The 21020-nt window shown below is 66.5% G+C and carries 19 protein-coding genes, 1 tRNA gene and 1 pseudogene; 7 read left to right on the forward strand and 14 right to left on the reverse strand.

Annotation, left to right across the window (positions count from 1 at the left end; genetic code table 11):
* Window positions 1-7 precede the first annotated feature (7 nt).
* From QFZ46_RS03755 to trxB, 5 genes are all read right to left on the reverse strand, one after another.
* A complete protein-coding gene (locus tag QFZ46_RS03755) occupies window positions 8-772 on the reverse strand; it encodes a hypothetical protein (protein ID WP_307358431.1) in 765 nt (254 codons plus the stop codon).
* Between the two features lie 98 nt (window positions 773-870).
* Window positions 871-1278: an arsenate reductase ArsC gene (locus tag QFZ46_RS03760; RefSeq protein WP_307358433.1), complete on the reverse strand. Its 408-nt coding sequence runs from the start codon at window positions 1276-1278 to the stop codon at window positions 871-873.
* Window positions 1275-2276, reverse strand: a complete 1002-nt coding sequence (locus QFZ46_RS03765; protein ID WP_307358435.1) for a metalloregulator ArsR/SmtB family transcription factor — start codon at window positions 2274-2276, stop codon at window positions 1275-1277. Before QFZ46_RS03765 ends, QFZ46_RS03760 begins: the two co-directional genes overlap by 4 nt.
* Complete coding sequence (arsB, locus tag QFZ46_RS03770) at window positions 2273-3382, reverse strand: ACR3 family arsenite efflux transporter (protein WP_307358436.1); 1110 nt, start codon at window positions 3380-3382, stop codon at window positions 2273-2275. Before arsB ends, QFZ46_RS03765 begins: the two co-directional genes overlap by 4 nt.
* Window positions 3379-4356, reverse strand: a complete 978-nt coding sequence (gene trxB / locus QFZ46_RS03775; protein ID WP_307358438.1) for a thioredoxin-disulfide reductase — start codon at window positions 4354-4356, stop codon at window positions 3379-3381. The genes arsB and trxB overlap by 4 nt, the downstream gene beginning before the upstream one ends.
* 73 nt (window positions 4357-4429) lie before the next feature.
* Here trxB and QFZ46_RS03780 point away from each other — a divergent pair, with 73 nt between their 5' ends.
* Together QFZ46_RS03780 and QFZ46_RS03785 are read left to right on the forward strand one after the other, a co-directional pair.
* Window positions 4430-4795, forward strand: coding sequence for an ArsR/SmtB family transcription factor (locus QFZ46_RS03780; protein ID WP_307358439.1), 366 nt, complete (start codon window positions 4430-4432; stop codon window positions 4793-4795).
* The gene (locus QFZ46_RS03785; RefSeq protein WP_307358441.1) at window positions 4792-5808 is read left to right on the forward strand and encodes a cation diffusion facilitator family transporter; all 1017 of its coding nucleotides are present in this window, start codon (window positions 4792-4794) and stop codon (window positions 5806-5808) included. Before QFZ46_RS03780 ends, QFZ46_RS03785 begins: the two co-directional genes overlap by 4 nt.
* Before the next feature lie 54 nt (window positions 5809-5862).
* Here QFZ46_RS03785 and QFZ46_RS03790 read toward each other — a convergent pair whose 3' ends face one another.
* Window positions 5863-6561, reverse strand: coding sequence for a helix-turn-helix transcriptional regulator (locus QFZ46_RS03790; RefSeq protein WP_307358443.1), 699 nt, complete (start codon window positions 6559-6561; stop codon window positions 5863-5865).
* 73 nt (window positions 6562-6634) lie between these two features.
* Between QFZ46_RS03790 and QFZ46_RS03795 the strand changes: the two genes are divergently transcribed.
* Complete coding sequence (locus QFZ46_RS03795) at window positions 6635-7375, forward strand: alpha/beta fold hydrolase (RefSeq protein ID WP_307358444.1); 741 nt, start codon at window positions 6635-6637, stop codon at window positions 7373-7375.
* Between the two features lie 41 nt (window positions 7376-7416).
* Here the strand turns inward: QFZ46_RS03795 and QFZ46_RS03800 are convergent.
* Window positions 7417-8719, reverse strand: a pseudogene (locus QFZ46_RS03800) (FAD-dependent oxidoreductase).
* Window positions 8720-8802: 83 nt separating this feature from the next.
* On the opposite strand from QFZ46_RS03800, the gene QFZ46_RS03805 reads away from it, so the two are divergent.
* Together QFZ46_RS03805 and QFZ46_RS03810 are read left to right on the forward strand one after the other, a co-directional pair.
* Entirely contained in the window at window positions 8803-9144 is a 342-nt protein-coding gene (locus QFZ46_RS03805; RefSeq protein WP_307358445.1) for an ArsR/SmtB family transcription factor, read from the forward strand.
* Window positions 9145-9149: 5 nt separating this feature from the next.
* Entirely contained in the window at window positions 9150-10313 is a 1164-nt protein-coding gene (locus tag QFZ46_RS03810) for an MFS transporter (RefSeq protein ID WP_307358446.1), read from the forward strand.
* A 7-nt stretch (window positions 10314-10320) separates the two neighbouring features.
* On the opposite strand, the gene QFZ46_RS03815 is transcribed toward QFZ46_RS03810, so the two are convergent.
* The 7 genes from QFZ46_RS03815 to QFZ46_RS03845 all read right to left on the reverse strand — a co-directional run bounded on the left by QFZ46_RS03815 (window position 10321) and on the right by QFZ46_RS03845 (window position 19104).
* A complete protein-coding gene (locus tag QFZ46_RS03815) occupies window positions 10321-13353 on the reverse strand; it encodes an alpha-mannosidase (RefSeq protein ID WP_307358447.1) in 3033 nt (1010 codons plus the stop codon).
* A 32-nt stretch (window positions 13354-13385) separates the two neighbouring features.
* Window positions 13386-14279, reverse strand: a complete 894-nt coding sequence (locus tag QFZ46_RS03820; protein WP_307358448.1) for a carbohydrate ABC transporter permease — start codon at window positions 14277-14279, stop codon at window positions 13386-13388.
* A gap of 1 nt (window position 14280) precedes the next feature.
* Window positions 14281-15183 (reverse strand): carbohydrate ABC transporter permease, encoded by a 903-nt coding sequence (locus tag QFZ46_RS03825; RefSeq protein ID WP_307358449.1) that lies wholly within the window; start codon window positions 15181-15183, stop codon window positions 14281-14283.
* Window positions 15184-15190: 7 nt separating this feature from the next.
* Window positions 15191-16543 carry an extracellular solute-binding protein gene (locus QFZ46_RS03830; protein ID WP_307358450.1) on the reverse strand — a complete coding sequence of 451 codons (1353 nt, stop codon included), beginning with the start codon at window positions 16541-16543 and terminating at the stop codon, window positions 15191-15193.
* A 102-nt stretch (window positions 16544-16645) separates the two neighbouring features.
* Entirely contained in the window at window positions 16646-17863 is a 1218-nt protein-coding gene (locus QFZ46_RS03835; protein ID WP_307358451.1) for an ROK family transcriptional regulator, read from the reverse strand.
* Between the two features lie 71 nt (window positions 17864-17934).
* A tRNA-Met gene (locus QFZ46_RS03840) sits at window positions 17935-18007 on the reverse strand.
* A gap of 110 nt (window positions 18008-18117) precedes the next feature.
* The gene (locus QFZ46_RS03845) at window positions 18118-19104 is read right to left on the reverse strand and encodes a helix-turn-helix transcriptional regulator (RefSeq protein ID WP_307358453.1); all 987 of its coding nucleotides are present in this window, start codon (window positions 19102-19104) and stop codon (window positions 18118-18120) included.
* A 62-nt stretch (window positions 19105-19166) separates the two neighbouring features.
* On the opposite strand from QFZ46_RS03845, the gene QFZ46_RS03850 reads away from it, so the two are divergent.
* Together QFZ46_RS03850 and QFZ46_RS03855 are read left to right on the forward strand one after the other, a co-directional pair.
* Window positions 19167-20201: an ABC transporter ATP-binding protein gene (locus QFZ46_RS03850; RefSeq protein ID WP_307358456.1), complete on the forward strand. Its 1035-nt coding sequence runs from the start codon at window positions 19167-19169 to the stop codon at window positions 20199-20201.
* Window positions 20201-20977 carry an ABC transporter permease gene (locus QFZ46_RS03855; RefSeq protein WP_307358458.1) on the forward strand — a complete coding sequence of 259 codons (777 nt, stop codon included), beginning with the start codon at window positions 20201-20203 and terminating at the stop codon, window positions 20975-20977. The genes QFZ46_RS03850 and QFZ46_RS03855 overlap by 1 nt, the downstream gene beginning before the upstream one ends.
* The last annotated feature ends 43 nt before the right edge of the window (window positions 20978-21020 follow it).

Consider the following 21020-nt stretch of genomic DNA (forward strand, 5'->3'; position numbering starts at 1 on the left):
GACCGGGTCAAGCCGACAGCAGAGAGATCAACTGCGCCTTGTTGAGCCGCGAGATGCCTGTGCGGCCCTCGGCGACGGCGCGTGCGCGCAGCTGCACGACGGTGAGCGTCGACAGATCGGATGCTGCGGGAGCTGTGGCCTTCGCGACCGGTTTGGTCGCAGCAGGCTTGGTCGCAGCAGGCTTGGTCGCTGCAGGCTTGGCGGTGGCGGCCGCGGGCTTGGATGCCGCGGGCTTCGCTGCCGGCTTGGCCGCAGACTTCGCTGCCGGAGTTGTCGCGGCCCGCTTCGCCGCGGGCTTCGCGGCCGGCTTGACTGCTGCCTTCGCGGCCGGCGCCACGGCCGGCCGTTCAGCGACCTTCGGCGCGTCGGGCGCGGAGGCCTTCTCGACCTTCTTGGCCGCCTGCTTCGCCGCGCTCTTGATCTCCTCGGCCTTGACCTTCTTGGACGTGACCTTCTTGGCCTTCTTCACTGCCTCAGACTGAGCCTTCTTCGCGGCTTCGGCCTTCGCTGCGAGCTTGCTCTCGATCTTGTCCGCAGTCTTCTCGATGCGATCGATCGCGGCGACAGCCTTCTTCTCGACCTTTCGAGGGCTGCGCGCGACCTTCTTCTTCTTGGCCTTCGACACGTCCTTGGCATCGTCGGCGAGCGCGCGGAGCTTCTTCGCGTCCTTCTTGGGGAGCGTCTTGCTCAGATGCTTCGCGTCCTTCGCAGCCTCAGCTGCAGCATCCAGGGCGGCGTTCGCCGCCTTCACCGCTTTTGTGGTCTTCGCCATCATGACTCCCTAAGTCCGCATTTCCGCCGCGGAATGACGACGGGCTGCACGCGGCACACATCGTACAGGGGCAACAAGAACGGTTCGGAAACCGTTCGTCACACCAGTTCGCCCACCAGTTGCTCGATCCGCGCGCGGATGTCATCGCGGATCGGGCGCACCGACTCGATGCCTTGCCCGGCTGGGTCGTCGAGCTTCCAGTCCTCGTAGCGCTTTCCGGGGAAGAACGGGCAGGCGTCGCCGCAGCCCATCGTGATGACGACGTCAGAGGCCTGCACCGCTTCGGTGGTGAGCACCTTGGGCTGCTCTGCCGTGATGTCGATGCCGAGTTCGGCCATCGCGTCGACCGCGATGGGGTTGATCTGGTCAGCAGGCATGGAACCGGCAGAGCGGACCTCGATGCGGTCGCCGGCGATGTCGCGGAGGAATCCCGCCGCCATCTGGGAACGGCCGGCGTTGTGCACGCAGACGAAGAGGACGGATGGCTTTGAAGCAGAGTCGGTCATGAGGTCTCCTCGAGTAGTTCCTGGACAAGAATTCGTACGCGGGCGGCGATGTCGTCACGGATGGCTTCGACGCCTTCGCGGGACGCGAGTGCCGGGTCGCCCACTACCCAGTCGTCGTAGCGGACTCCTGGGATGATCGGGCAGACATCGCCGCAGCCCATCGTGATGACGACATCCGCAGCCCTGACGGCGTCGTCCGTCAGCGGCTTCGGGAACCTCTCGGCGGCTTCGTCGCCCTCGATCTCGGCGAGCAGTGACCGCACGTGCGGGTGGATGACATCGGCGGGGCTGGAGCCCGCCGAGCGGGCGATGACCTTGCCTGCGGCGAGCTGATTGACGAGTGCGGCGGCGAGCTGCGAGCGTCCGGCATTGGCCACGCAGACGAACAGCACCTGCGGAACGGACGTGTCGCGGTCGCGGGTGAGATCGCTCAGCCTCTGCCGAGCGAATCGCTCTGCGAGCGGGATCAGGGCCGAAGTCACGCGGGCGGTACGCGCCAGGGCGGTGTACGACTCCCGGACGATGCCGAGAACGACGGCCTCGTCGACCTCGGGAATCTCGGCGGACAGTTCGTCGGCCAGACGAGTCACACGGGCGTCGAAGTCCGGCCGGAGCGACTCTTCGGAAGCACCGTCCGACGCAGTCGCTGCGACCGTTGCCGGCGCGAAGGAGTCCAGCAGCGTGGTGACGGCGCGGCGACGCTGGGGGTTGATCTTGTACCAGACCCACGTGCCGCGTCGCTCAGAGGTCAGCACATCGACGTCCTTGAGAACCTTGAGGTGGTGCGACACCGTCGGCTGGGACACCTCGGCGAGTTCGGCGAGGTCGCAGACGCAGGATTCCCCGCGCGGGTCTGAGGCGATCGCGGAGAGCATGCGCAAGCGCAGCGGGTCGGAGAGCGCCTTCAACGTCGTAGCCACTGACGACGCGGCATCCGGTCCGATCGCGTGCGTGGTGACGGGACTGCAGGCCTCGTCAGCGGTAAGCGTGACGTTCATGACGGCATCCTCTCGGCAGCGGGCGAAACAGCAGCGTACGGATCAGTGTTGAACCAGCGCCTGGCCGCCCAGAGCGAGACGTAGACGAGGCCGACGAGCACCGGCACCTCGATGAGAGGGCCGACGACACCGGCCAGTGCCTGGCCGGATGCTGCGCCGAAGGTGCCGATGGCCACCGCGATCGCGAGTTCGAAGTTGTTGCCGGCAGCAGTGAACGCCAACGTCGAGGAGCGTGCATAGCCGAGCCCGAGCGCCTTGCCGGTGAAGAGCCCGATGAACCACATCACCGCGAAGTACGCCAGCAGAGGCAGCGCGATCCTGGCGACGTCGAGCGGGCGCGAGGTGACCTGCTCACCCTGCAGAGCGAACAGCAAGACGATGGTGAACAGCAGGCCGTAGAGCGCCCACGGGCCGATCTTCGGCAAGAACTTCTCCTCGTACCACTCACGGCCCTTGCGACGTTCACCGATGAACCGGGATGCGAATCCTGCGAGCAGCGGAACGCCGAGGAAGATGAGCACGTTGAGGGCGATCGCCCCGACGGAGAAGTCCAGCCCCTGCGTGTCCAGTCCCAGCCATCCGGGCAGGACGCTGAGGTAGAACCAGCCGAGCAGTGAGAAGGCCACGACCTGGAACACCGAGTTGATCGCGACGAGCACGGCCGCCGCTTCCCGGTCGCCGCAGGCGAGATCGTTCCAGATGACGACCATCGCGATGCATCGGGCGAGCCCGACGATGATGAGACCCGTCCGGTACTCCGGCAGATCGGGCAGGAACATCCAGGCCAGGGCGAACATCAGCGCGGGGCCGATCAGCCAGTTCAGTACGAGCGAGGAGATGAGCAGCCTCTTGTCGCCGGTGACCGCCGCGATCTTGTCATAACGGACCTTCGCGAGCACCGGGTACATCATCACCAGCAGGCCGAGCGCGATCGGGATCGAGATGCCGCCGACTTCGAGCTGGGCGAGAACCGACGAGACTCCGGGGATAAATCGCCCCAGCAGGATGCCGGCGACCATGGCGATCCCGATCCAGAGCGGCAGCCAGCGGTCCAGCGTGGACAGGCGACGCGTCGCGGATCGGGCGGGAACAGTGGTGGTGCTCATGCGAATACAGCTTCCGCTGCGGGCGCCGCGACGTGGGAATCATCGAGGCCGGAGAGGAACTGCTGAACATCCTGCGCTGCCGCGCATCCTGTACCGGCAGCGGTGATCGCCTGACGGTAGGTGTGATCGACGAGGTCGCCGGCCGCGAAAACTCCCGGAACGTTGGTGCGAGTGGAAGGATGCTCGACGAGCACATATCCGTCGGCATCCGTGTCGACGATCCCGGTGACCAGTTCGGAGCGCGGGTCGTGACCAATGGCCACGAAGACGCCGGTCGCCGGCAGCTCCCGTTCAGCTCCGGTGACCGTGTCGCGGAGGGCGACAGCGTGCACCTTCTCCGAGCCGAGGACCTCGGCGACCTCGCTGTTCCAGGCGACGTCGATCTTCGGGTGATCCAGCACTCGCTGCGACATGATCTTCGAGGCGCGGAACTCGTCGCGGCGATGCACTACGGTGACCTTCGATGCGAAGCGCGTCAGGAACAGCGCTTCCTCCATCGCGGAGTCGCCGCCGCCGACGACGACGATCTCCTGCTCGCGGAAGAAGAATCCATCGCACGTCGCACACCACGACAGCCCGTGGCCGGTCAACCGCTCTTCTTCGGGCAGTCCGAGCTTGCGGTACGCGGACCCCATCGTGAGGATGACGGCGCGAGCGCGGAACGTTTCACCGGCGCCGGTCTCGATGACCTTGATCGGACCGTCGAGGTCTACGCCGACGGCATCGTCGAGCAGGATGCGTGCGCCGAAGCGTTCGGCCTGGGCGCGCATCGACTCCATCAGCTCAGGCCCTTGCACGCCGTCGACGAACCCGGGGAAGTTCTCCACCTCGGTCGTCGTCATCAGCGCACCGCCTGCGGTCACAGACCCTGCAAGCACCACCGGCTCGAGCCCCGCACGAGCGGCATAGACCGCAGCGGTGTACCCCGCAGGTCCGGAACCGATGATGATCAGCTCAACCTCTTGATTCGACATGCGTCTATATTGACATTCATCGATGTAGAACACAAGAGGACAGATCGTCGACTCATCGAGCTAGTATCTGCGTATGAGTGCAGATAAGCAGGTATGCGGGTACAGCCCGGACAGTTCGTATGTGGAGCTGGCCGTAGAAGTGTTCGCGATGCTCGCGGATGCGACGCGAGTGCGGATCATCCTCGCACTCCAAGACTCCGAAGAACTGGCCGTCAACAGTCTCGCCGAGTTGGTCGGGAAGTCGCCGGCGGCGGTGTCGCAGCATCTTGCCAAGCTCCGCCTCGCGCGCATCGTGTCCACACGCCAGGAAGGGCAGAAGGTGTTCTATCGACTCGAGAATGAGCACGCGTCCCGTCTCGTCGCCGACGCGATCTTCCAGGCCGAGCATTCCTTGGGCGGCGTCCCCCGGCATCATCACGCGGATCGCCTGGCCGAATGACTCTGGACCACGAGCATCCGCACAGCCACGCGGATCACGCCCATCACGACCACGACCACGACCACGACCACGACCACGCTCATCCGACCGGAATCAAAGGGTTCCTCCACGGGCTGTTCGTGCCCCACTCGCACGACGCAGCCGACTCGATCGACGACGCGATGGAAGCGAACGCATCGGGCATACGAGCGCTCAAGATCAGCCTTCTCATCCTGCTCGCGACCACGGTGCTGCAGGCCTTCGTCGTCTTCTTCAGCGGATCTGTCGCACTCCTCGCCGACACCATCCACAATTTCTCTGACGCACTGACCGCGGTTCCCCTCTGGGTGGCGTTCGTGCTCGGGCGGCGGGTCGCTTCGCGCAGATACACCTACGGCCTGGGTCGCGCCGAAGACCTCGCGGGATTGTTCATCGTGTTCGTCGTCGCACTCTCGGCGATCGTCGCGGCATGGCAGGCCATCGACCGCATGCTGCATCCGCAGCCGCTCGGCAACATCGCCTGGGTGATCGCGGCAGGAGTCATCGGGTTCATCGGGAACGAGGCGGTGGCGATCTATCGCATTCGCGTCGGTCAGCGGATCGGCTCGGCGGCTCTGGTCGCAGACGGCGTCCACGCGCGCGCTGACGGTTTCACTTCGCTCGCCGTCGTCGCCGGAGGCGTCGGAGTCCTCCTCGGGTTCCCCCTCGCCGACCCGATCGTCGGGCTCCTCATCTCCGCCGCGATCTTCGTGCTCCTCATCGGCACCGTCCGCAGCGTCGGCCGCCGCCTGCTCGACGGCGTGGAGCCCGACCTCGTCGACAGGGTCACGCACGTGCTGGAGCATGTCGACGGCATCACCCACGTCGATCGCATTCGTCTCCGCTGGAACGGCCACAGACTGGAAGGCGACGCCATCATCGCCGTTTCGGCCGAAGCTTCCCGCGCTCAGGTCGAGGCGATCAGCGTCGATGCGCGTCGTACCGCACGTTCTCATCTCCCCCACGTCGATGAGTTCCTCGTGAGCATCCGCTGACCCGTGGCCGATCGCACCGACGAGCCGACCGGCCGGAGAGGACGTTCGCAGGACTCACCCGCCCCGGCCGTGGACCGGCCTGGCGTTCGCCGGGGGCTTTCCGACCTCGTGAATGGTGTGGCCTCCGCACGCCGTCCTGGTCACGCTGGCCCGTTCGATGCGCGACACCGCGAACCATCGCATCGCGTCGCGCAGGCGGCACCATCCGACGAGGTACCACTGGCCGTTCGTTGAGGCGAACAGCACGGGCTCGATGTCGCGGGTGGTCGTGACCCCATCCCTCGAGGTGTAGCGAATCCGAATCACCCGCTGCTCGGCCATCGCCTCCTCCAGTGCAGACCTGATGGCGCGCGACGCGGAGGTGGGGGCGTCGACCCACACGCGACGGGCCAGCTCATCGGCTCGTGCGCGGGTTCTGGGATCGAGGACGTCCATGATCTTCTGGATCCCCGCCGCTGCCAGATCGGAGTACGGGGCATCGGGTGCAGCGGACGCGGCAGCCATGATCGCCACGGCCTGCGCTGCGGACAGGCTGACCGGCGGCAAGGACGCACCTGCCGCCAACCCGTAACCGCCGCCGGGACCTGGACGCGACCAGACGGCCGCGCCGCTGCGGTTCAACGCATCGAGGTCTCTTTTGACCGTGCGCACGGACACCTCGAACTCTCTCGCCAACCGTTCGGCGGAGACACCCCGCGCGCCGCTGCGGCGCAGCATCTCCGAGAGCGCATGGAGTCGTTCTGCTCGCTTCACCGCTCAGGCCCGAGTGAATTCATGTCATAAATAGTGACACACCGTTGTCCGCAGGGGCTGCGAGAGTTGTGACATGACAACCACTTCGAGCGGCCCGACCATCATTCTCATCGCCGGCCACTGGCTGGGCGCTTGGGCATGGGATGACGTGCGCGAGCATCTGGATACCGACCACTCCCGCGCAACTGCGATCACATTGCCGGGCCTCGACCCCGACGACCCTGCGCGTTCGACCAGGACGCTCGACGACCAAGCTGAAGCGATCGGCGACATCCTCGCGCGACTCGAGGTCTCCGAGGAGCACCCTGCGATGATCGTCGCGCACAGCGGGGCGAACGCACCCGTCAGCCTCTTCCTCGACCGGCATCCCGAACTCGTCCAGCGGGTGGTGTGGGTCGACTCCGGCCCTGTATCGACGGGCAGCATCTTCGCTCCAGATCTTCCGGAGGAGGTGGAGGAGCTTCCGCTGCCGCCGTTCGACGTCGTCGCGCAGCAGGCGAGCCTCGAGGGGCTGAGCGCAGAGACCCTCGAGCGTTTTCGCGCCAGGGCGGTCCCTGAACCAGGGCCCGTGCTCCGTCAGCCCGTCGAACTCACGAACGACTCCCGCCGCAAGGTACCGACTACCCTGGTGTGCTGTTCGATAACGAGCGCGCAAGTGCTGGATCTGGCCCGGGGAGGACACCCCATGTTCGCCGAAGTCGCGAACCTCGAAACTCTCGACGTCGTCGACCTGCCGACGGGCCATTGGCCGATGTGGAGCCGTGCCGGGGATCTTGCCGAGGTGATTCAGTCGGCGGCGTCACGAGCCAGCTGAACGGCACGCGCAACCCGAAGGGGCGAGTCGAATCCGTCCCGCTAGCCGACGGCGACCGGACGCAGGCCGATCTGCAGGACAGCCGGAGCAGCGCAGCAGCCAGCGGCGTTGTCGTCGAACTCACCCGATCCACCGCACACGCCGGTCTCGGGGAGGACGAGCTCGTTGCGCGCGGCGGCCTCGTGGTCTCCGGCGAGGTGCGCGGCGACACTGCGCACCTGCTCGTAGCCCGTCATAGCGAGGAACGTCGGGGCCCGGCCATAGGACTTGGCCCCGACGATGAAGGAAACCCTGTTCAGGCTGCACCAGCTCCCTGGCCCCGGTTGCCGCCACCGACCCGCAGGAGTGGATGTTCGGGTCGATCTCGGAGGCGATCCCCGCAGCGGCCTCGAGCGCCGGGTCCAGGTCGATGCGCAACTCGCGCAGCATCTCGGTGTCGGGACGGAACCCGGTGAGCGCGAACACGTGAGCGACGCCCGCGACCTCGCGGCCGTCCTCGGCGACGACGGTCAACGACTCGCCTACTCGACGCAGCTCTGCCACGCGGAAGCCGGTCAACAGGTCCACCAGTCCGGCATCGATCGCTTTGCGGGCACGAGATCCGAGCGCAGCGCGTTCCGGAAGTTCGTCTCCCGCGCCTCCGCCGAAGGCGTTCGCGGCACTTCCGCGGCGCAGCATCCAGGTCACTCGCGTTTCGGGCGACCTGCGCGCCAGCTCACTCAGCCGAAGAACGGCGTGCGTTGCGGAGTGGCCGGCGCCCACGACGACGACATGCGACCCGGCGAGCGCGGACACGTCATCCGGAATGCGGTACGAGATCGAGTCCGATGCGTGGGTCTCCCCGAGTGCCGGGAACCCATCAGCGCCTGCCGGATTCGGAAGACTCCACGTGCCGGTCGCATCGATCACCGCCCTTGCACTCAGGCGGGCTTCGTTGCCAGCGAGATCCACCGTGTGCACCACGAAAGGTTGATTCTTCCGCCCAGCATCGACGACCTTGTCGCGACCCTGGCGAGAGATGCCGGTCACGATCGTGGCGTACCTCATCTTCTCGCCCAGAACAACGGCGAGCGGGGCGAGGTACTCGCTGACCCATTCCGCCCCGGTCGGATAGCCCGAGATCGGCGCCCTCCATCCTGTCGGCTCGAGAAGGCGGCAGGCCGCCGCATCCGTCAACTCCGGCCATGCCGAGAAGAGGCGCACATGACCCCATTCCGACACTGCGGCCGCAGGTCCATCCCCTCGTTCGACGACCAGCACATCCACGTTTCGTTCGGATAGATGCGCCGCTGCAGCAAGACCCTGGGGGCCGGCTCCGATGACGACGACAGGAAGCTCAGACATCACGTCTCCTCAGATCGAAAATCTTCAATACGAAGACTGTCACGCATCTATCGAAGAATGTCAATACGTGACAGACTATCGACGTGAGCCTCCCGACGACCATCGAAGCGACCGCCTGCTGCGTGCCGCGCATCACATCCTCGCTCACTGCGGAGGATGCAGAACGAGTCGCCAAAGTGTTCAAGGCGCTCGGCGATCCGACACGAGTGCGGCTCATGTCGCTCATCGCCGCCGGCGAGGGCGGCGAAGCCTGCATCTGCGACCTCACCGAGCCTGTGGGCCTCTCCCAGGGGACCGTCTCGCATCACATGAAGCTCCTCGCCGATGCCGGTCTGGTCACGCGGGAGCAACGGGGCAAGTGGGCGTACTTCGCTCTCAACGACGGTGCGCTGGACGCGGCCGCCGACGCACTCCGCTCGGCGTGACCAGCGTGGAAGCGCCACCTCGACTGGGTGGTCGGCTCGCCGCGCTCTCGGTGGGCCAGGTCATCAGCTGGGGCATCCTGTTCTACGCCCTCATCGTCGCCTCCCCCGCGATCGCGGATGACACCGGTTGGTCTGTCGCCCTGGTCACGTTGTCGTTCTCCTCCGGGCTGATCGCCTCCGCCGCGGCCGGGGTGTTCGTCGGGCGATGGCTCGACGCGCGCGGTCCTCGCCTCATCATGACCCTCGGTAGCGTCGTCGGCCCAGCGGGACTCGTCGTCGTGGCGCTCGCACCGAACCTCGCGGTCTTCACGGTCGGGTGGGTGATCGCCGGCATCGCACAATCGGCCGTGCTCTATCAGGCAGCGTTCACGGTCATCGCTCGCCGGTACGGCACCCGTCGTCGAGGCGCGATGACGATCCTGACACTGGCCGGAGGCCTCGCCTCCACAGTCTTCGCTCCGATCGTCGCTGGACTCCTCACCGTCACCGATTGGCGCACGACGTTCTTCCTTCTCGCAGGCTTCCTGCTCATCACCACTGTGCCGCTGCACTGGTTCAGCCTCGAGCGCGCCTGGACACCCGTCGCTCACGACGACAGCGTGCACGCGCACACCGTGAGAACGGTCATCCGCACCCGACGCTTCTGGATGCTGGAGCTTTCCATGCTCGCCCTGGCGGCTGCCCTCTTCAGCGTCACCCTCGCCCTCATCCCCCTCTTCACCGAGAAGGGCATGAGCTACGAGCTCGCCGCCTGGGCGCTCGGACTTCTCGGAGCGGGCCAGGTGATCGGGCGACTCCTCTATGTCGCGATCCCCCACACCGCAGCCCCTTGGATTCCCCTCGCGGCCACCGCCGGGCTGAGCGTCGTCTTCCTCGCCCTGCTCGCCCTCATCCCCGGCCCGCCGTGGCTGCTCATCTCGGTCGGCGTCGCCGCCGGGGCCGTCCGCGGCGCGCAGACACTCGTGCAGGGCTCAGCCGTCGCAGACCGCTGGGGCACGCGCAACTACGGGGCCATCAACGGCGTCTTCGCCGCACCCATCACTCTCGTCGGCGCCTTCGGTCCCGCGCTCGGGCCGCTTCTTGCGGTCGCCACCGGCTCCTATTCGGCCATGGCTCTGATCGCCGTAGGGCTGGCAGGCGTTTCGCTCGCCTTCGCCCGACTCTCCTGACGCCGCATCAGGCGCGGCTGAAGCGCATCGTGACGATCTGGAACGGGCGCAATTCGAGCCGCACGCCATCGCCGTCGACAGTGACGCCATCGAGGGCGACCTCGCGTTCGAGCAGATCGGTCTGGCGCACGTCTGCGAACGCGAACCCGGTCGCGAGCGTTGCCTGAGCCCGGGTCCCCAGGGCTTCGTAGAGCCGCACCACGACGTCGCCGCTGCCGTCCTCGGCGAGCTTGACCGCCTCTACGACCACACCGGGATGGTCGACGATCACCAGAGGCTCGATCGCGTCGACAGCGGTGTTCGCGACACGACGAACGGGGAGATTGATGTGGTACCCCTCGGCGACGGTCTCGGCGACATCCGCGCCGATCACGAGGCCGACCCGTAGCTCGTGAAGACCCTGATCCTGCGCGGGGTCGGGGAACAAGGCCGAGCGGATGAGCGACAGCCGCGCGATCGTGATGGTTCCGCCGCGTTCATCGCGCTGTTCTCGCGTGACGTCGTGACCATACGTCGAATCGTTGACGATCGCGACGCCGAAGTCGGGCTCGGCGACGCGAATCCACCGGTGGGCCACTGTCTCGAACCGCGCGGCATCCCATGAGGTGTTCGTGTGCGTCGGCCGCTCGATGTGGCCGAACTGGATCTCCGACGCGGCGCGGTCGGTGTGCAGGTCGAGAGGGAAGGCGAGCTTGAGCATCTTCTGCTTCTCGTGCCAGTCCAGCTCGAGGGCGAACGACAGCACGCGCGAGTTCTCGCCGAGACTGATCCGCTCGATGACGGTCGACGCACCGAACCCGCGCTCGACCACGACGGCCGACCCGTCGACCCCGATCGAGGCGACCTCGGTCAGATCGGTGACGGTGTTGCGATAGTGCACATCCACGTCCCAGGCGTCCCACTGCGTAGGAGTGTCCCGATGCAGTTGCAGCAGACCCGCGGGGCGGCCGGGCACCACGACGTCGCGTCCAGTCTGGAGATCGACGGCCGAGACGACCAAGCCGCGATCGTCCACCGTCGCGCGGACGATGCCGTTGTCGAGCACCCATCCAGTGGCGCCATCGCGCCGAGGCTCGACGTCGCTCGCGCTGTCCCCCACGCCGGCACCGAGCGCTACGAGGCCCTCCCTGGCATGCGGGGATGCGTTCGCGACGAGCGCCAGTGCGCCTTCACCGGCGAGCGCCCGCAGACTGTCGCCGATGAGCTCCTCGAGCTCGCGCGCCACGAAGGCGTAGTTGCGTTCGGCGTCCTGATAGACCCATGCGATCGAGGATCCAGGCAGGATGTCGTGGAACTGCTGTAACAGGACGGTCTCCCAGACCCGCTGCAGCCGCTCTGCCGGATAGGGGGTGCCGATGCGTACGCTCGCGGTCGCGGCCCAGAGTTCCGCCTCGCGCAGCAGATGCTCGCTGCGCCTGTTGCCCTGCTTGGTGGCGAGCTGACTCGTGTACGTGCCCCGGTGGAACTCGAGGTACAGCTCACCCGACCAGACCTCCGGCCGGGGGTACTCGGCCTCAGCGGTCTCGAAGAACTGCCGAGGAGAGCTGTGCACGACGCGCGGCGACCCTTCGAGCGATTCTGCACGGGCGACTGCTGCCGTCATCTCGCGCGTAGGCCCGCCGCCTCCGTCGCCGTAGCCGTAGGGAAGGAGCGAGACCGTGGCACGGCCCTTGTCGGCGAAGTTGCGCTCGGCATGGGCGAGCTCGTCGGCGGTCACGCGCGAGTTGTAAGTATCGACGGGCGGGAAGTGAGTGAACAGCCGCGTGCCGTCGATGCCCTCCCATTGGAACGTGTGGTGCGGGAACTTGTTCGTCTCGTTCCACGAGATCTTCTGCGTCAGGAACCAGCGAGTGCCGGCTGCCTTGGCGATCTGCGGCAGAGCGCCCGAATACCCGAAGGAATCCGGCAGCCATGCCTCTGGCGTGTCGATTCCGAATTCACGCAGGAAGAACGACTTGCCCGCGACGAACTGCCGCGCCATCGCCTCAGACCCCGGCATGTTCGTGTCGGATTCGACCCACATGCTCCCCACCGGGATGAATCGGCCCTCGGCAACACGTGCGCGGATTCGCTCGAACAGGTCGGGATAGTACTCCTTGACCCAGGCGTACTGCTGCGCGCTGGAGGCGACGAAGACGAAGTCGGGGTCTTCGTCCATGAGAGACAGGACGTTCGAGAAGGTACGCGCCACCTTGCGAACAGTCTCACGCACCGGCCACAGCCATGCGGAGTCGATGTGCGCGTGGCCGACGGCGTGCAGCGTGTGAGCGGAAGCGGATGCCGGCTTCGCCAGCACTGGCGCGAGGACCTCCCGTCCGGCAGCCGCGGTCCCGGCGACGTCGTCAGGGTCGACGACGTCGATCATCCGCTCCAGCGCGACGAGGATGTCGGCGCGCCGCGGGGATCCATCGTCCAGTTCCTCCGCGAGGCCGCGCAGCGCGAGCGTGTCGGCGAGCAGATCCGCGACCTCGAGGTCGCGGAGGCGCACGTCGAGGTGGCGCAGTGTGTAGATGGGGTCGCCGCCCACGGTCGCGAGATCGCCGACAGGGGTCGGATCGAATGTGAAAAGGCTTCCGACATCAGGGTTGGACGCCGCCTCGATGTAGACGTCGACCTCGCCCGCCTCGTCCACCGCTTCAGCGACAGCGTTGTTGAGCGGGGCGATCCCACGCACGGGCCTGCCTGCAACATCCCACACCATCGCCTCGCACTGGAAGCCCGGCTGGCCCTGGGTGAAGCCGAGATCGACGACGATCTCGGCTCGTGTGCGCGCGGGCAGCGCGCCGTCAGCATCCCGCCACGATGCGGGGACGGCTCCATTCAGGCGGAACCAGGTCGTCCCCCACGGGCGCCCCCACAGATCACCGGGAGCGATCGGCGAGTACTCGCCGGCCGCCGCTTCCGCGAACGAAAGGGGTTCGCCTGCCGCGTCCCAGCGCGTGGCTGCGACCGGCGCGGACGCGCGGTGGATCTGGGATTGCAGTCGCTCGCGGACGAAGCGGTCGACGCGGAGGAGGGCAAGTCGGGAACGGTCGTGCATAGCAGGCTCTTTCAGGAGATGAGGGGACTGAGTCAGCCCTTGACGGAACCGGCGAGCGCGAAGGACGAGCCGGAGAGTTTCTGGACGATGACGTACAGGACGACCATCGGCGCCGCGTAGAGCACCGAGTACGCCGCGAGCTGACCGTAGGCGATCGTGCCGTACTGGCCGAAGAAGTTGAAGATCGACACTGCCGCGGGAAAACGATCCGAGGTGAACAGGAGGACGAACGGGACGAAGAAGTTCCCCCACGCGCCAGTGAAGACGAAGATGAACACCACGCCGATGCCCGGTCGCATGAGAGGCACCACGATGCGCGCCAGAGCCTGCATCGAACTCGCGCCGTCGACCCAGGCGGCCTCCTCGAGCGAGATCGGCACGGAGTCCATGAAGTTCTTCAGCATCCAGATCGCCATCGGCAGCGATGTCGCCGACATGAACACGATGACTCCCCAGGTGGAATTGAGGAGCCCGAACGACACGAAGAGGGAGTAGACCGGCACCATCATGGCCGTGATCGGCAGGCCGGTACCGAAAAGGATCGCGTACATGAACGGCTTCTGGTAACGCGCTGCGTATCGCGAAAGCGGGTAGGCCGCCAGCAGCGAGACGATGACCGTGATGACCGCCGTGCCGAGGGAGATCAGCACCGAGTTGAGCAGCGGCAGCCACGTGAGTTCCCAGGTCATGACGCCCGTGTAGTTGTCGAGCGTCCACGACTCCGGAATCCGCATCGAGACGGTGGCATTCGCATCGAACGACGCGAACACGACCCACAGGAGCGGCACGAGGAAGAGCACGCCGATGATGCTCAGGATGATGGACGCCGTCACTGTGTGAGCGCGCTTGCGCGGGGCTGACACGCTCAGTGACTTCCGCCCTGGCACGACGAGCGTGCGCGTCTCGGTCATGGTCTGCGCGGCCATTTCAGTCGACCTCCGGCTTGAGCACTCGGATGTAGATGATGGAGAACACCGCACCGATGAGGAGGGTCACGGTGGCGATCGCCGTGCCGTACCCGACCTGTGCGAATTTGAAGGCCTCCTGGTAGGCGAGCACTGGCAGCGTCGCCGACGCCGTGCCTGGCCCGCCGCCGGTCATGACCCAGATGAGGGTGAACACGCCGAGCGTCTGGAGCGTGGTCAGGAGCAGATTCGTGGAGATCGAACGCCGGATCACGGGCAGGGTCACCAGGATGAACCGCTGCCAGGCCGACGCGCCGTCGATGGTCGCCGCCTCGATGAGGTCGGGCGGCACCTCGGCGAGCGCCGCGTTGTACACCAGCATCGAGAAGGCCGTCCCGCGCCAGATGTTCGCGACGATGACCGACAGCATCGGGAGATAGTAGAGCCACGCGGTCTGCTCGAGGCCGAACCATCCGAGCACCGAGTTGAGCGTGCCGTCCTTCGCGAAGAAGGCGTAGAGCGCGAAGGCCGCCACGATCTCGGGGAGCACCCAGGCGAGCACGACGATCCCGCTGACGAAGGATCGTACCGGCCGCGCCGAGCTGCGCATGAGCACGGCCAGCAGCATTCCGAGTACGTTCTGGCCGATGACAGCGGATGCCAAGACGAAGACCACGGTCAGGACGAGGGAGTTCCAGAACTCGGCGGAACCCAGCAGCTCGACGTAGTTGTCGAGTCCGAAGAACTGCGGGTTCGCCGCACGCGGGCCGGTGAGGGCCCGGTCGGTGAGCGATCCGTACAGCGAGTACACGATCGGACCGAGCATGAAAGCGGCCAGCAGCAGCACCGCAGGAACGAGCGGCAGCAGGCGGAAGAAAGCGCGGCTCGGACTGCGCCCGAGCCCGCCGACGGCGACGGCGGTCATCAGACGATCAGCCCGCCTGGGTGTTCTCTTCGCCGACGATTCCGACCAGCGCCTCGTCGTAGGCGCGCTGGGCGTCCTTCGGTGATGACTGCCCGGTGATGACCGACTCGGTCGCCACAGGGATGTTCGACGAGATCTGCGAGTAGTCGGGCGTCGCCGGCCGGAAGTGCGTGTACGCGACGAGCGACGAGAAGAACTCGAACGAGGGGTTGTAGTCGAGATACTCCTGGCTGGCGGCGACGTCGGAGCGCACCGCGATCTGTCCCGCCTCCTGATGATAGGTGAGCGCGTTCTCAGGCGTCATGGCCTGGGCGATGAAGTCGAAGGCGGCCTCAGGGTCGTCGGCGTTCGCGCCTACTGCGAGCGTCCATCCGCCCGACATCGACGTGAAGCCGTCGCCGCCGCCGTCCTGGGTCGGCATGGCTGCGAGGCCCATGGTCTCCTCCCACTCCGGCCACGCGTTGTCGCCCGCGATCCAGCTGCTCGGGAGCCAGGAGCCGTCGATCGCGATCGCCAGCTTGCCCTGCGGGATGAGCTCGTTCTGGACTTTGGATCCCCACCCTGGGTCGAGCGCGTCTGCGGGATCAGGGGCGAGACCCTCTTCGAAGGCGGTCTCGTAGAAGCCGAGCGCGTCGAGGAATCCGGCAGACTCGGTCACCCACTTGTTCGACGAGGAATCCATGAGCTCGTCACCCGTGCCGTACATCAGCATCTCGAAGCCCTGCATCGACGTGGCCTCGCCGAGGGTCTTCGACGCATAGATGTTCAGGGGCGTGACATCCGGGTTGCTCTCCTTGATCGCGCGTGCCGCTTCGAGGATGTCCTCCCACGATGTGGGCTTCCAGTCCGTGGGCAGGCCGGCGGATTCGAAGAGGTCCTTGTTGAAGTAGATGCCGCGCGTATCGGTGCCGAGCGAGACCCCGTACGTCTTGCCATCGTCGCCCACACCGGCCTGCTTGGCACCGTCGTCGTACAGTTCCCAGTCGTCCCAGTCGGCCAGGTAGTCGTCGATCGGGAGCAGGTAGCCAGCGGCCGCGTCTGAGCGGATCTGGAATGTGTCCTCGTAAATGACATCCGGCGCGGTGTCCGCCGAGCCGTTCATGAGAGCGAGCTTGGTGAAGTACTGATCCTGCTCGGCCTCGATCGGCACGAGCTCCACCTTGCGGTCCGGATACTCCTTCTCGTACTCGGCCTTGACCGTCTTCATGAGGTCATCCATAGCCGTGAAGGATGAGGTCTTCTGATAGGCGATGCGCAGGGTGTCGTCGCCGCCGCTTGAGGTGCCACCAGAGCAGCCGCTCACGGCGATCGCCAGGCCGCTGACGACCAGGATGCTCAGTCCGGTCAGTGATTTCTTCATCGGAGCTCCTTTGCTCACTCTTGACGCGTGACGTCGCGCCCCTGTTATTCAAACATATTTAGATATTCTGTCAACCTTTGTCCTGAGCAAGGCACAGAGTGGTCAGGTCGCGCTGATCATCAGACCGGACGTCCGCGCCGTGAATGCGCCGTCCAGCACAAGACACGCCGCTCCGGCCGCGGCGAGATCCGTGCCCAACCGCGCCTCGACGAGGCGGAGGGGGCGCGTCGTCGCGATCTGCGCGATCGTGGGGAGGACAGCGCGCAACCTCGGCTCCAACAGCTCGCTGAGCCGGCTCCAGACCGGGCCTCCGATCACGAACGTACCGGCGTCGAGCATGTTGTTCATCAATACGATCGCTCGCGCCAGCACTTCGGCGGCATGAGCGCACACTTCGAGAGCACGGGAATCGCCGCCTTGTGCGCGGGCAACGAGGTCGTCGATGGCCGCACGTCTCGCTCCCCAGGGGATGTCGAGCGAGGTGGTCACCCCGGCTTCGAGGAGCAGCTGCTCTGGCGCCACGGTGACCCCGAGGCAGCCATGCTGCCCGCATTGGCACGGCGGGCCACTCGGGTCGACGACGAGATGCGCGATGTCGCCGGCATTTCCCGTACGGCCCCGCACGGCGTCGCCGTCGATGGCCACCCCGAGACCAACGCCTGCGCCGTAGTACAGGAGCGCAGCATCCCTGAGCTCGTGGTCCGCATCCGCCCACAGCTCGCCGACCATGGCCGCGACGACATCCTTCTCCACCACGACCGGCAGGCCCGTCGCCTCGATCAGGAGATCACGCAAGCGGGTGTGGTGCCAGTTCGGGAGCAACGGCGGCGTCAGCAGCATACCCGTCGCATCGTCGATCGGGCCCGGCACCGCCCCGCCGATGCCGAGAACACGGTCTGACGGGACGGCAGCGGATCTCAGGAGCGCATTCGCATTCTCGGAGAGCGCTGCGATCAGATCCGGTGTCGAGTCGGTGTCCGCTGGTGGCCTCTCCATATGCGCGACGATGCGCCCCGAGAGATCGAGCACGACGAACGTGTCGATCGACGGATCGAGATGGATGCCGACAGCGAATCGCGCACTGCGGTTCAAGCGGAGCAGGGTCCGCGGCTTTCCCGGCCCGGCGACGACGCGCTCCCCCTCGACGATCAGATCTGCGTCGGTGAGCCTGCGGGCGACGTTGCTGAGCGTCTGCGCAGACAGACCGGTGAGCTCAGCGAGTTCTGTCCGGCTCACGCCCGACGGTGAGCGACGGATCATGTCCAGAACCAGGGTCTGGTTGTACGTGCCGACGGCGGGCATGTTGGATCCGCGTTTCATGCTTCCTCCGAGCGCACACTATCGTCCTCGCAGACACTACCCGTCATGGGAGGCGGACGCTTCAGAAGTAGACGCGACGGCGGGAGTCGAACCCGCAACGCACTCAGGTATGAACTGGAGCCCGGGACCACCCGGATCGCCGCGATGACATCGACGTTACCTGGCCGTGATGTTTTCGGCCAGGGTTGCAACCTGAGATAACCGTATGAGTCAGGCGATGACGATTTTTTTCGTCGGGCACTTGCGCGGGTGCGTCAGCGACGAGGAGCTGGAGGCGGAGCATCCAGTGCGCGGAGCGCCCGCTCGAGCGCCTCGCGCAGTTCCGCGCGGTGCGGCTCGGGGAAGTCGGTCGCGTATTCGACGCCGGCCGGAATCCACAGCAGCCCGTAAAGGGCCTCACGCCAGTCCGGGCCACCGATCGGCCAGCGGGTATGCATCTCATCCTCCGCGGTCGCCCCCTGCGCCCATACTCCGAAGTACTGATCCATCTCATCCAGCGCCAGTTCCATGACGACATCCGCCTCGAGCTTCTGCGGCGACCACGACGAGGCGAGAAGCACCCGCTCCGCGATCTCCTCCTCGGAGATATCACGCGGGTCGAACAGCACGCGGGTGTGCTCCACCGACTCGATCCGATCGACGCGGAAGGTTCGCCAGCCGTCGCGTTCGAGGTCCCAGCACAGCAGGTACCAATTGCGTCCGGCCGGCGCGAGGGCATGCGGTTCCACCCGACGAACGCTGTCCGCGCCGGCACGATCGATGTACCGCAGTCGCACCCGTTCGCGGTCTCGCGATGCGAGGGCGAGTTCACCGAGCACGACCGGCGACACCGCGGGGCCGTCGCCCATGCGCGCGGGATGGATCGATTCCGCGAGCGCGTTGACACGCCTGCGCAGCACCGACGGAAGCACCTGTTCGAGTTTCGCGAGGGCCGTGAGCGTGACCTCCGGCCCGCCCACCAGCTGCTGGGTCGCGGCCACCCGCAACCCGATCGCCATGGTGACCGCCTCGTCGTCCGTGAGCAGTAATGGCGGCACGGCACTTCCTGCTTCGAGCCGATAGCCGCCGGCCACCCCTGGGGTCGACTCCACCCGGTAGCCGAGGTCTCGCAGCCGGTCGACGTCTCGGCGGACTGTGCGCTCGGTCACGCCGAGCCGCATCGCCAGTTCGATTCCGGGCCAATGCCGGTGCGTCTGCAGCAGATTGAGCAGAGCGAGGGCGCGGGTGGTCGTGTCGGACATGTCCTCCAGATTGCCAGATATCGCGGACAGGATCTGTCCGCATCGTTTTCTACTCTGCAGTCATGGCACACGAACCGATCATCGAAACCGAAGGCCTCAGCAAGGTCTTCACCGTCAAGAAGGCGCAGGTCGCAGCAGTCAGCGACCTCACCTTCACCGCAGCCCGCGGCGAGCTCGTCGCCTTCCTCGGCCCGAACGGAGCAGGCAAATCGACGAGCCTGCGGATGCTCACCACCCTCATCCCGCCGACCTCAGGCACTGCACGCGTCGTCGGACACGACATCCGCCGTGACCCCGCCGCCGTTCGAGCGCGCATCGGCTACGTCGGCCAGCTCACCAGCGGCAGCTTCGCGCAACGCGTCCGCGATGAACTGCTCAGCCAGGGCAAGTTCTACGGCATGAGCAAGCGCGACAGCATCCGTCGCGCCGACGAGCTGATCGAGTCGCTGGATCTCGGCGGCTTCGCGAACCGCGCCGTGCAGCAGCTCAGCGGCGGACAGAAGCGTCGTCTCGACGTCGCGCTCGGCCTGATGCACGCCCCTCCGCTGCTCTTCCTCGACGAGCCGTCCACCGGGCTCGATCCGCAGAGCCGCGCGAACCTCTGGGACCACATCCTCGAGCTCCGCCGGCAGCACGGCACGACCGTCTTCCTCACCACGCACTACCTCGAAGAGGCCGACCGCTACGCCGAACGGGTGATGGTCATGGACAGGGGCCGCGTCATCGCCGACGACAACGCCACAGCTCTCAAGGCGACTCTCGCCGGCGATCTGCTCACCCTCGGGTTCACCGATCTCGAGCAGGCTTCGCGTGCGCGATCCATCCTGAGCGACATCGCCCGGACGGAGATCGATCAGAAAGACGCAGCGCTCTCCCTCACCGCACCGAACGGCGATCGACTGCTGCCGGTGATCGTGCGGGAGCTGGATGCCGCGGGCATCATCGTCGACAGCGCAACAGGGGTACCCCCGACGCTGGACGACGTCTTCCTCGCTCTTACCGGGCGCACGCTCCGCGAAGCCGGCGAGGGCGCAGATGCCGAGACCGAGGCAGACCCGGCAGCAGCCATCACTTCCGAGAAGACTGGAGTCCTCTGATGACCACCGACACCCTTGTGCGCTCGAACCTCGCACGCGACAGCTGGAACGTTCTGACTCGCGAACTGAAGCCGGCGATGCGCGACCCGTTCTCGTTGATCTTCAGCCTGCTGCAGCCGCTGGTGTTCCTCGGACTGTTCGCACCACTGCTCATCGGCGGCTCCGGCGAGCCTGCGGGTGAGACGCTGCGCTGGTTCGTCCCCGGCATACTCGTCATGCTCGTGCTGTTCGGCACTGGCGCGACCGGGTCGAATCTGCAGTACGAGATGGGCACGGGATCGCACGAGCGCACCCTGGTCGCACCGCTCGCACGGCCATCGCTGCTGATCGGCCGCGCGCTGAAGGAAGTCGCGCCGATCGTCATCCAGGCACTGATCATCGTCGCCATCGCCTGGCCCTTCGGCTTCGCGATCAACCCGGTCGGCCTCGTCATCGGCCTTGCGCTGCTGGCTGTCTTCGGCGTGGGGCTCGGGGCGCTGTCCTATACGTTGGCCCTCGCATCGAAGAACAGGGAGTGGCTGTTCTGGGGCGTTCAGCAGACGCTGATCTTCCCGCTGATGATCCTCTCCGGGATGCTGCTCCCGCTCGATGAGGGGCCGGCATGGATGCGGGTGGTCGCCTCGGTGAACCCGGTGAACTGGGTCGTTCAGGCCGAACGCGCGCTGCTCTCCGGCGACTTCGCGAACCCCACGGTGGTGTGGGGGTGGATCTCTGCGCTGGCAGTGGCCGTCGTCGGCCTCATCGTCGGCGTGCGCGCGATGCGCCGCAGCAACTGAGCACCTGCCTTTGCGGCGTCAGGCGCGAGCCTGGCGCCGCACG

This window comes from Microbacterium murale, assembly GCF_030815955.1.
Taxonomy (GTDB): Bacteria; Actinomycetota; Actinomycetes; order Actinomycetales; family Microbacteriaceae; genus Microbacterium; species Microbacterium murale_A.

What these genes read in the sequence shown, in the direction of transcription:
- QFZ46_RS03855 (WP_307358458.1), top strand. Translation starts at nt 20,201, where the DNA reads ATGACCACCGACACCCTTGTGCGCTCGAACCTCGCACGCGACAGCTGG.
- QFZ46_RS03760 (WP_307358433.1), bottom strand. Translation starts at nt 1,278, where the DNA reads ATGACCGACTCTGCTTCAAAGCCATCCGTCCTCTTCGTCTGCGTGCAC.
- QFZ46_RS03830 (WP_307358450.1), bottom strand. Translation starts at nt 16,543, where the DNA reads ATGAAGAAATCACTGACCGGACTGAGCATCCTGGTCGTCAGCGGCCTG.
- QFZ46_RS03850 (WP_307358456.1), top strand. Translation starts at nt 19,167, where the DNA reads ATGGCACACGAACCGATCATCGAAACCGAAGGCCTCAGCAAGGTCTTC.
- QFZ46_RS03845 (WP_307358453.1), bottom strand. Translation starts at nt 19,104, where the DNA reads ATGTCCGACACGACCACCCGCGCCCTCGCTCTGCTCAATCTGCTGCAG.
- arsB (WP_307358436.1), bottom strand. Translation starts at nt 3,382, where the DNA reads ATGAGCACCACCACTGTTCCCGCCCGATCCGCGACGCGTCGCCTGTCC.
- QFZ46_RS03825 (WP_307358449.1), bottom strand. Translation starts at nt 15,183, where the DNA reads ATGACCGCCGTCGCCGTCGGCGGGCTCGGGCGCAGTCCGAGCCGCGCT.
- QFZ46_RS03795 (WP_307358444.1), top strand. Translation starts at nt 6,635, where the DNA reads ATGACAACCACTTCGAGCGGCCCGACCATCATTCTCATCGCCGGCCAC.
- QFZ46_RS03835 (WP_307358451.1), bottom strand. Translation starts at nt 17,863, where the DNA reads ATGAAACGCGGATCCAACATGCCCGCCGTCGGCACGTACAACCAGACC.
- trxB (WP_307358438.1), bottom strand. Translation starts at nt 4,356, where the DNA reads ATGTCGAATCAAGAGGTTGAGCTGATCATCATCGGTTCCGGACCTGCG.
- QFZ46_RS03765 (WP_307358435.1), bottom strand. Translation starts at nt 2,276, where the DNA reads ATGAACGTCACGCTTACCGCTGACGAGGCCTGCAGTCCCGTCACCACG.
- QFZ46_RS03785 (WP_307358441.1), top strand. Translation starts at nt 4,792, where the DNA reads ATGACTCTGGACCACGAGCATCCGCACAGCCACGCGGATCACGCCCAT.
- QFZ46_RS03780 (WP_307358439.1), top strand. Translation starts at nt 4,430, where the DNA reads ATGAGTGCAGATAAGCAGGTATGCGGGTACAGCCCGGACAGTTCGTAT.
- QFZ46_RS03820 (WP_307358448.1), bottom strand. Translation starts at nt 14,279, where the DNA reads ATGGCCGCGCAGACCATGACCGAGACGCGCACGCTCGTCGTGCCAGGG.
- QFZ46_RS03815 (WP_307358447.1), bottom strand. Translation starts at nt 13,353, where the DNA reads ATGCACGACCGTTCCCGACTTGCCCTCCTCCGCGTCGACCGCTTCGTC.
- QFZ46_RS03755 (WP_307358431.1), bottom strand. Translation starts at nt 772, where the DNA reads ATGGCGAAGACCACAAAAGCGGTGAAGGCGGCGAACGCCGCCCTGGAT.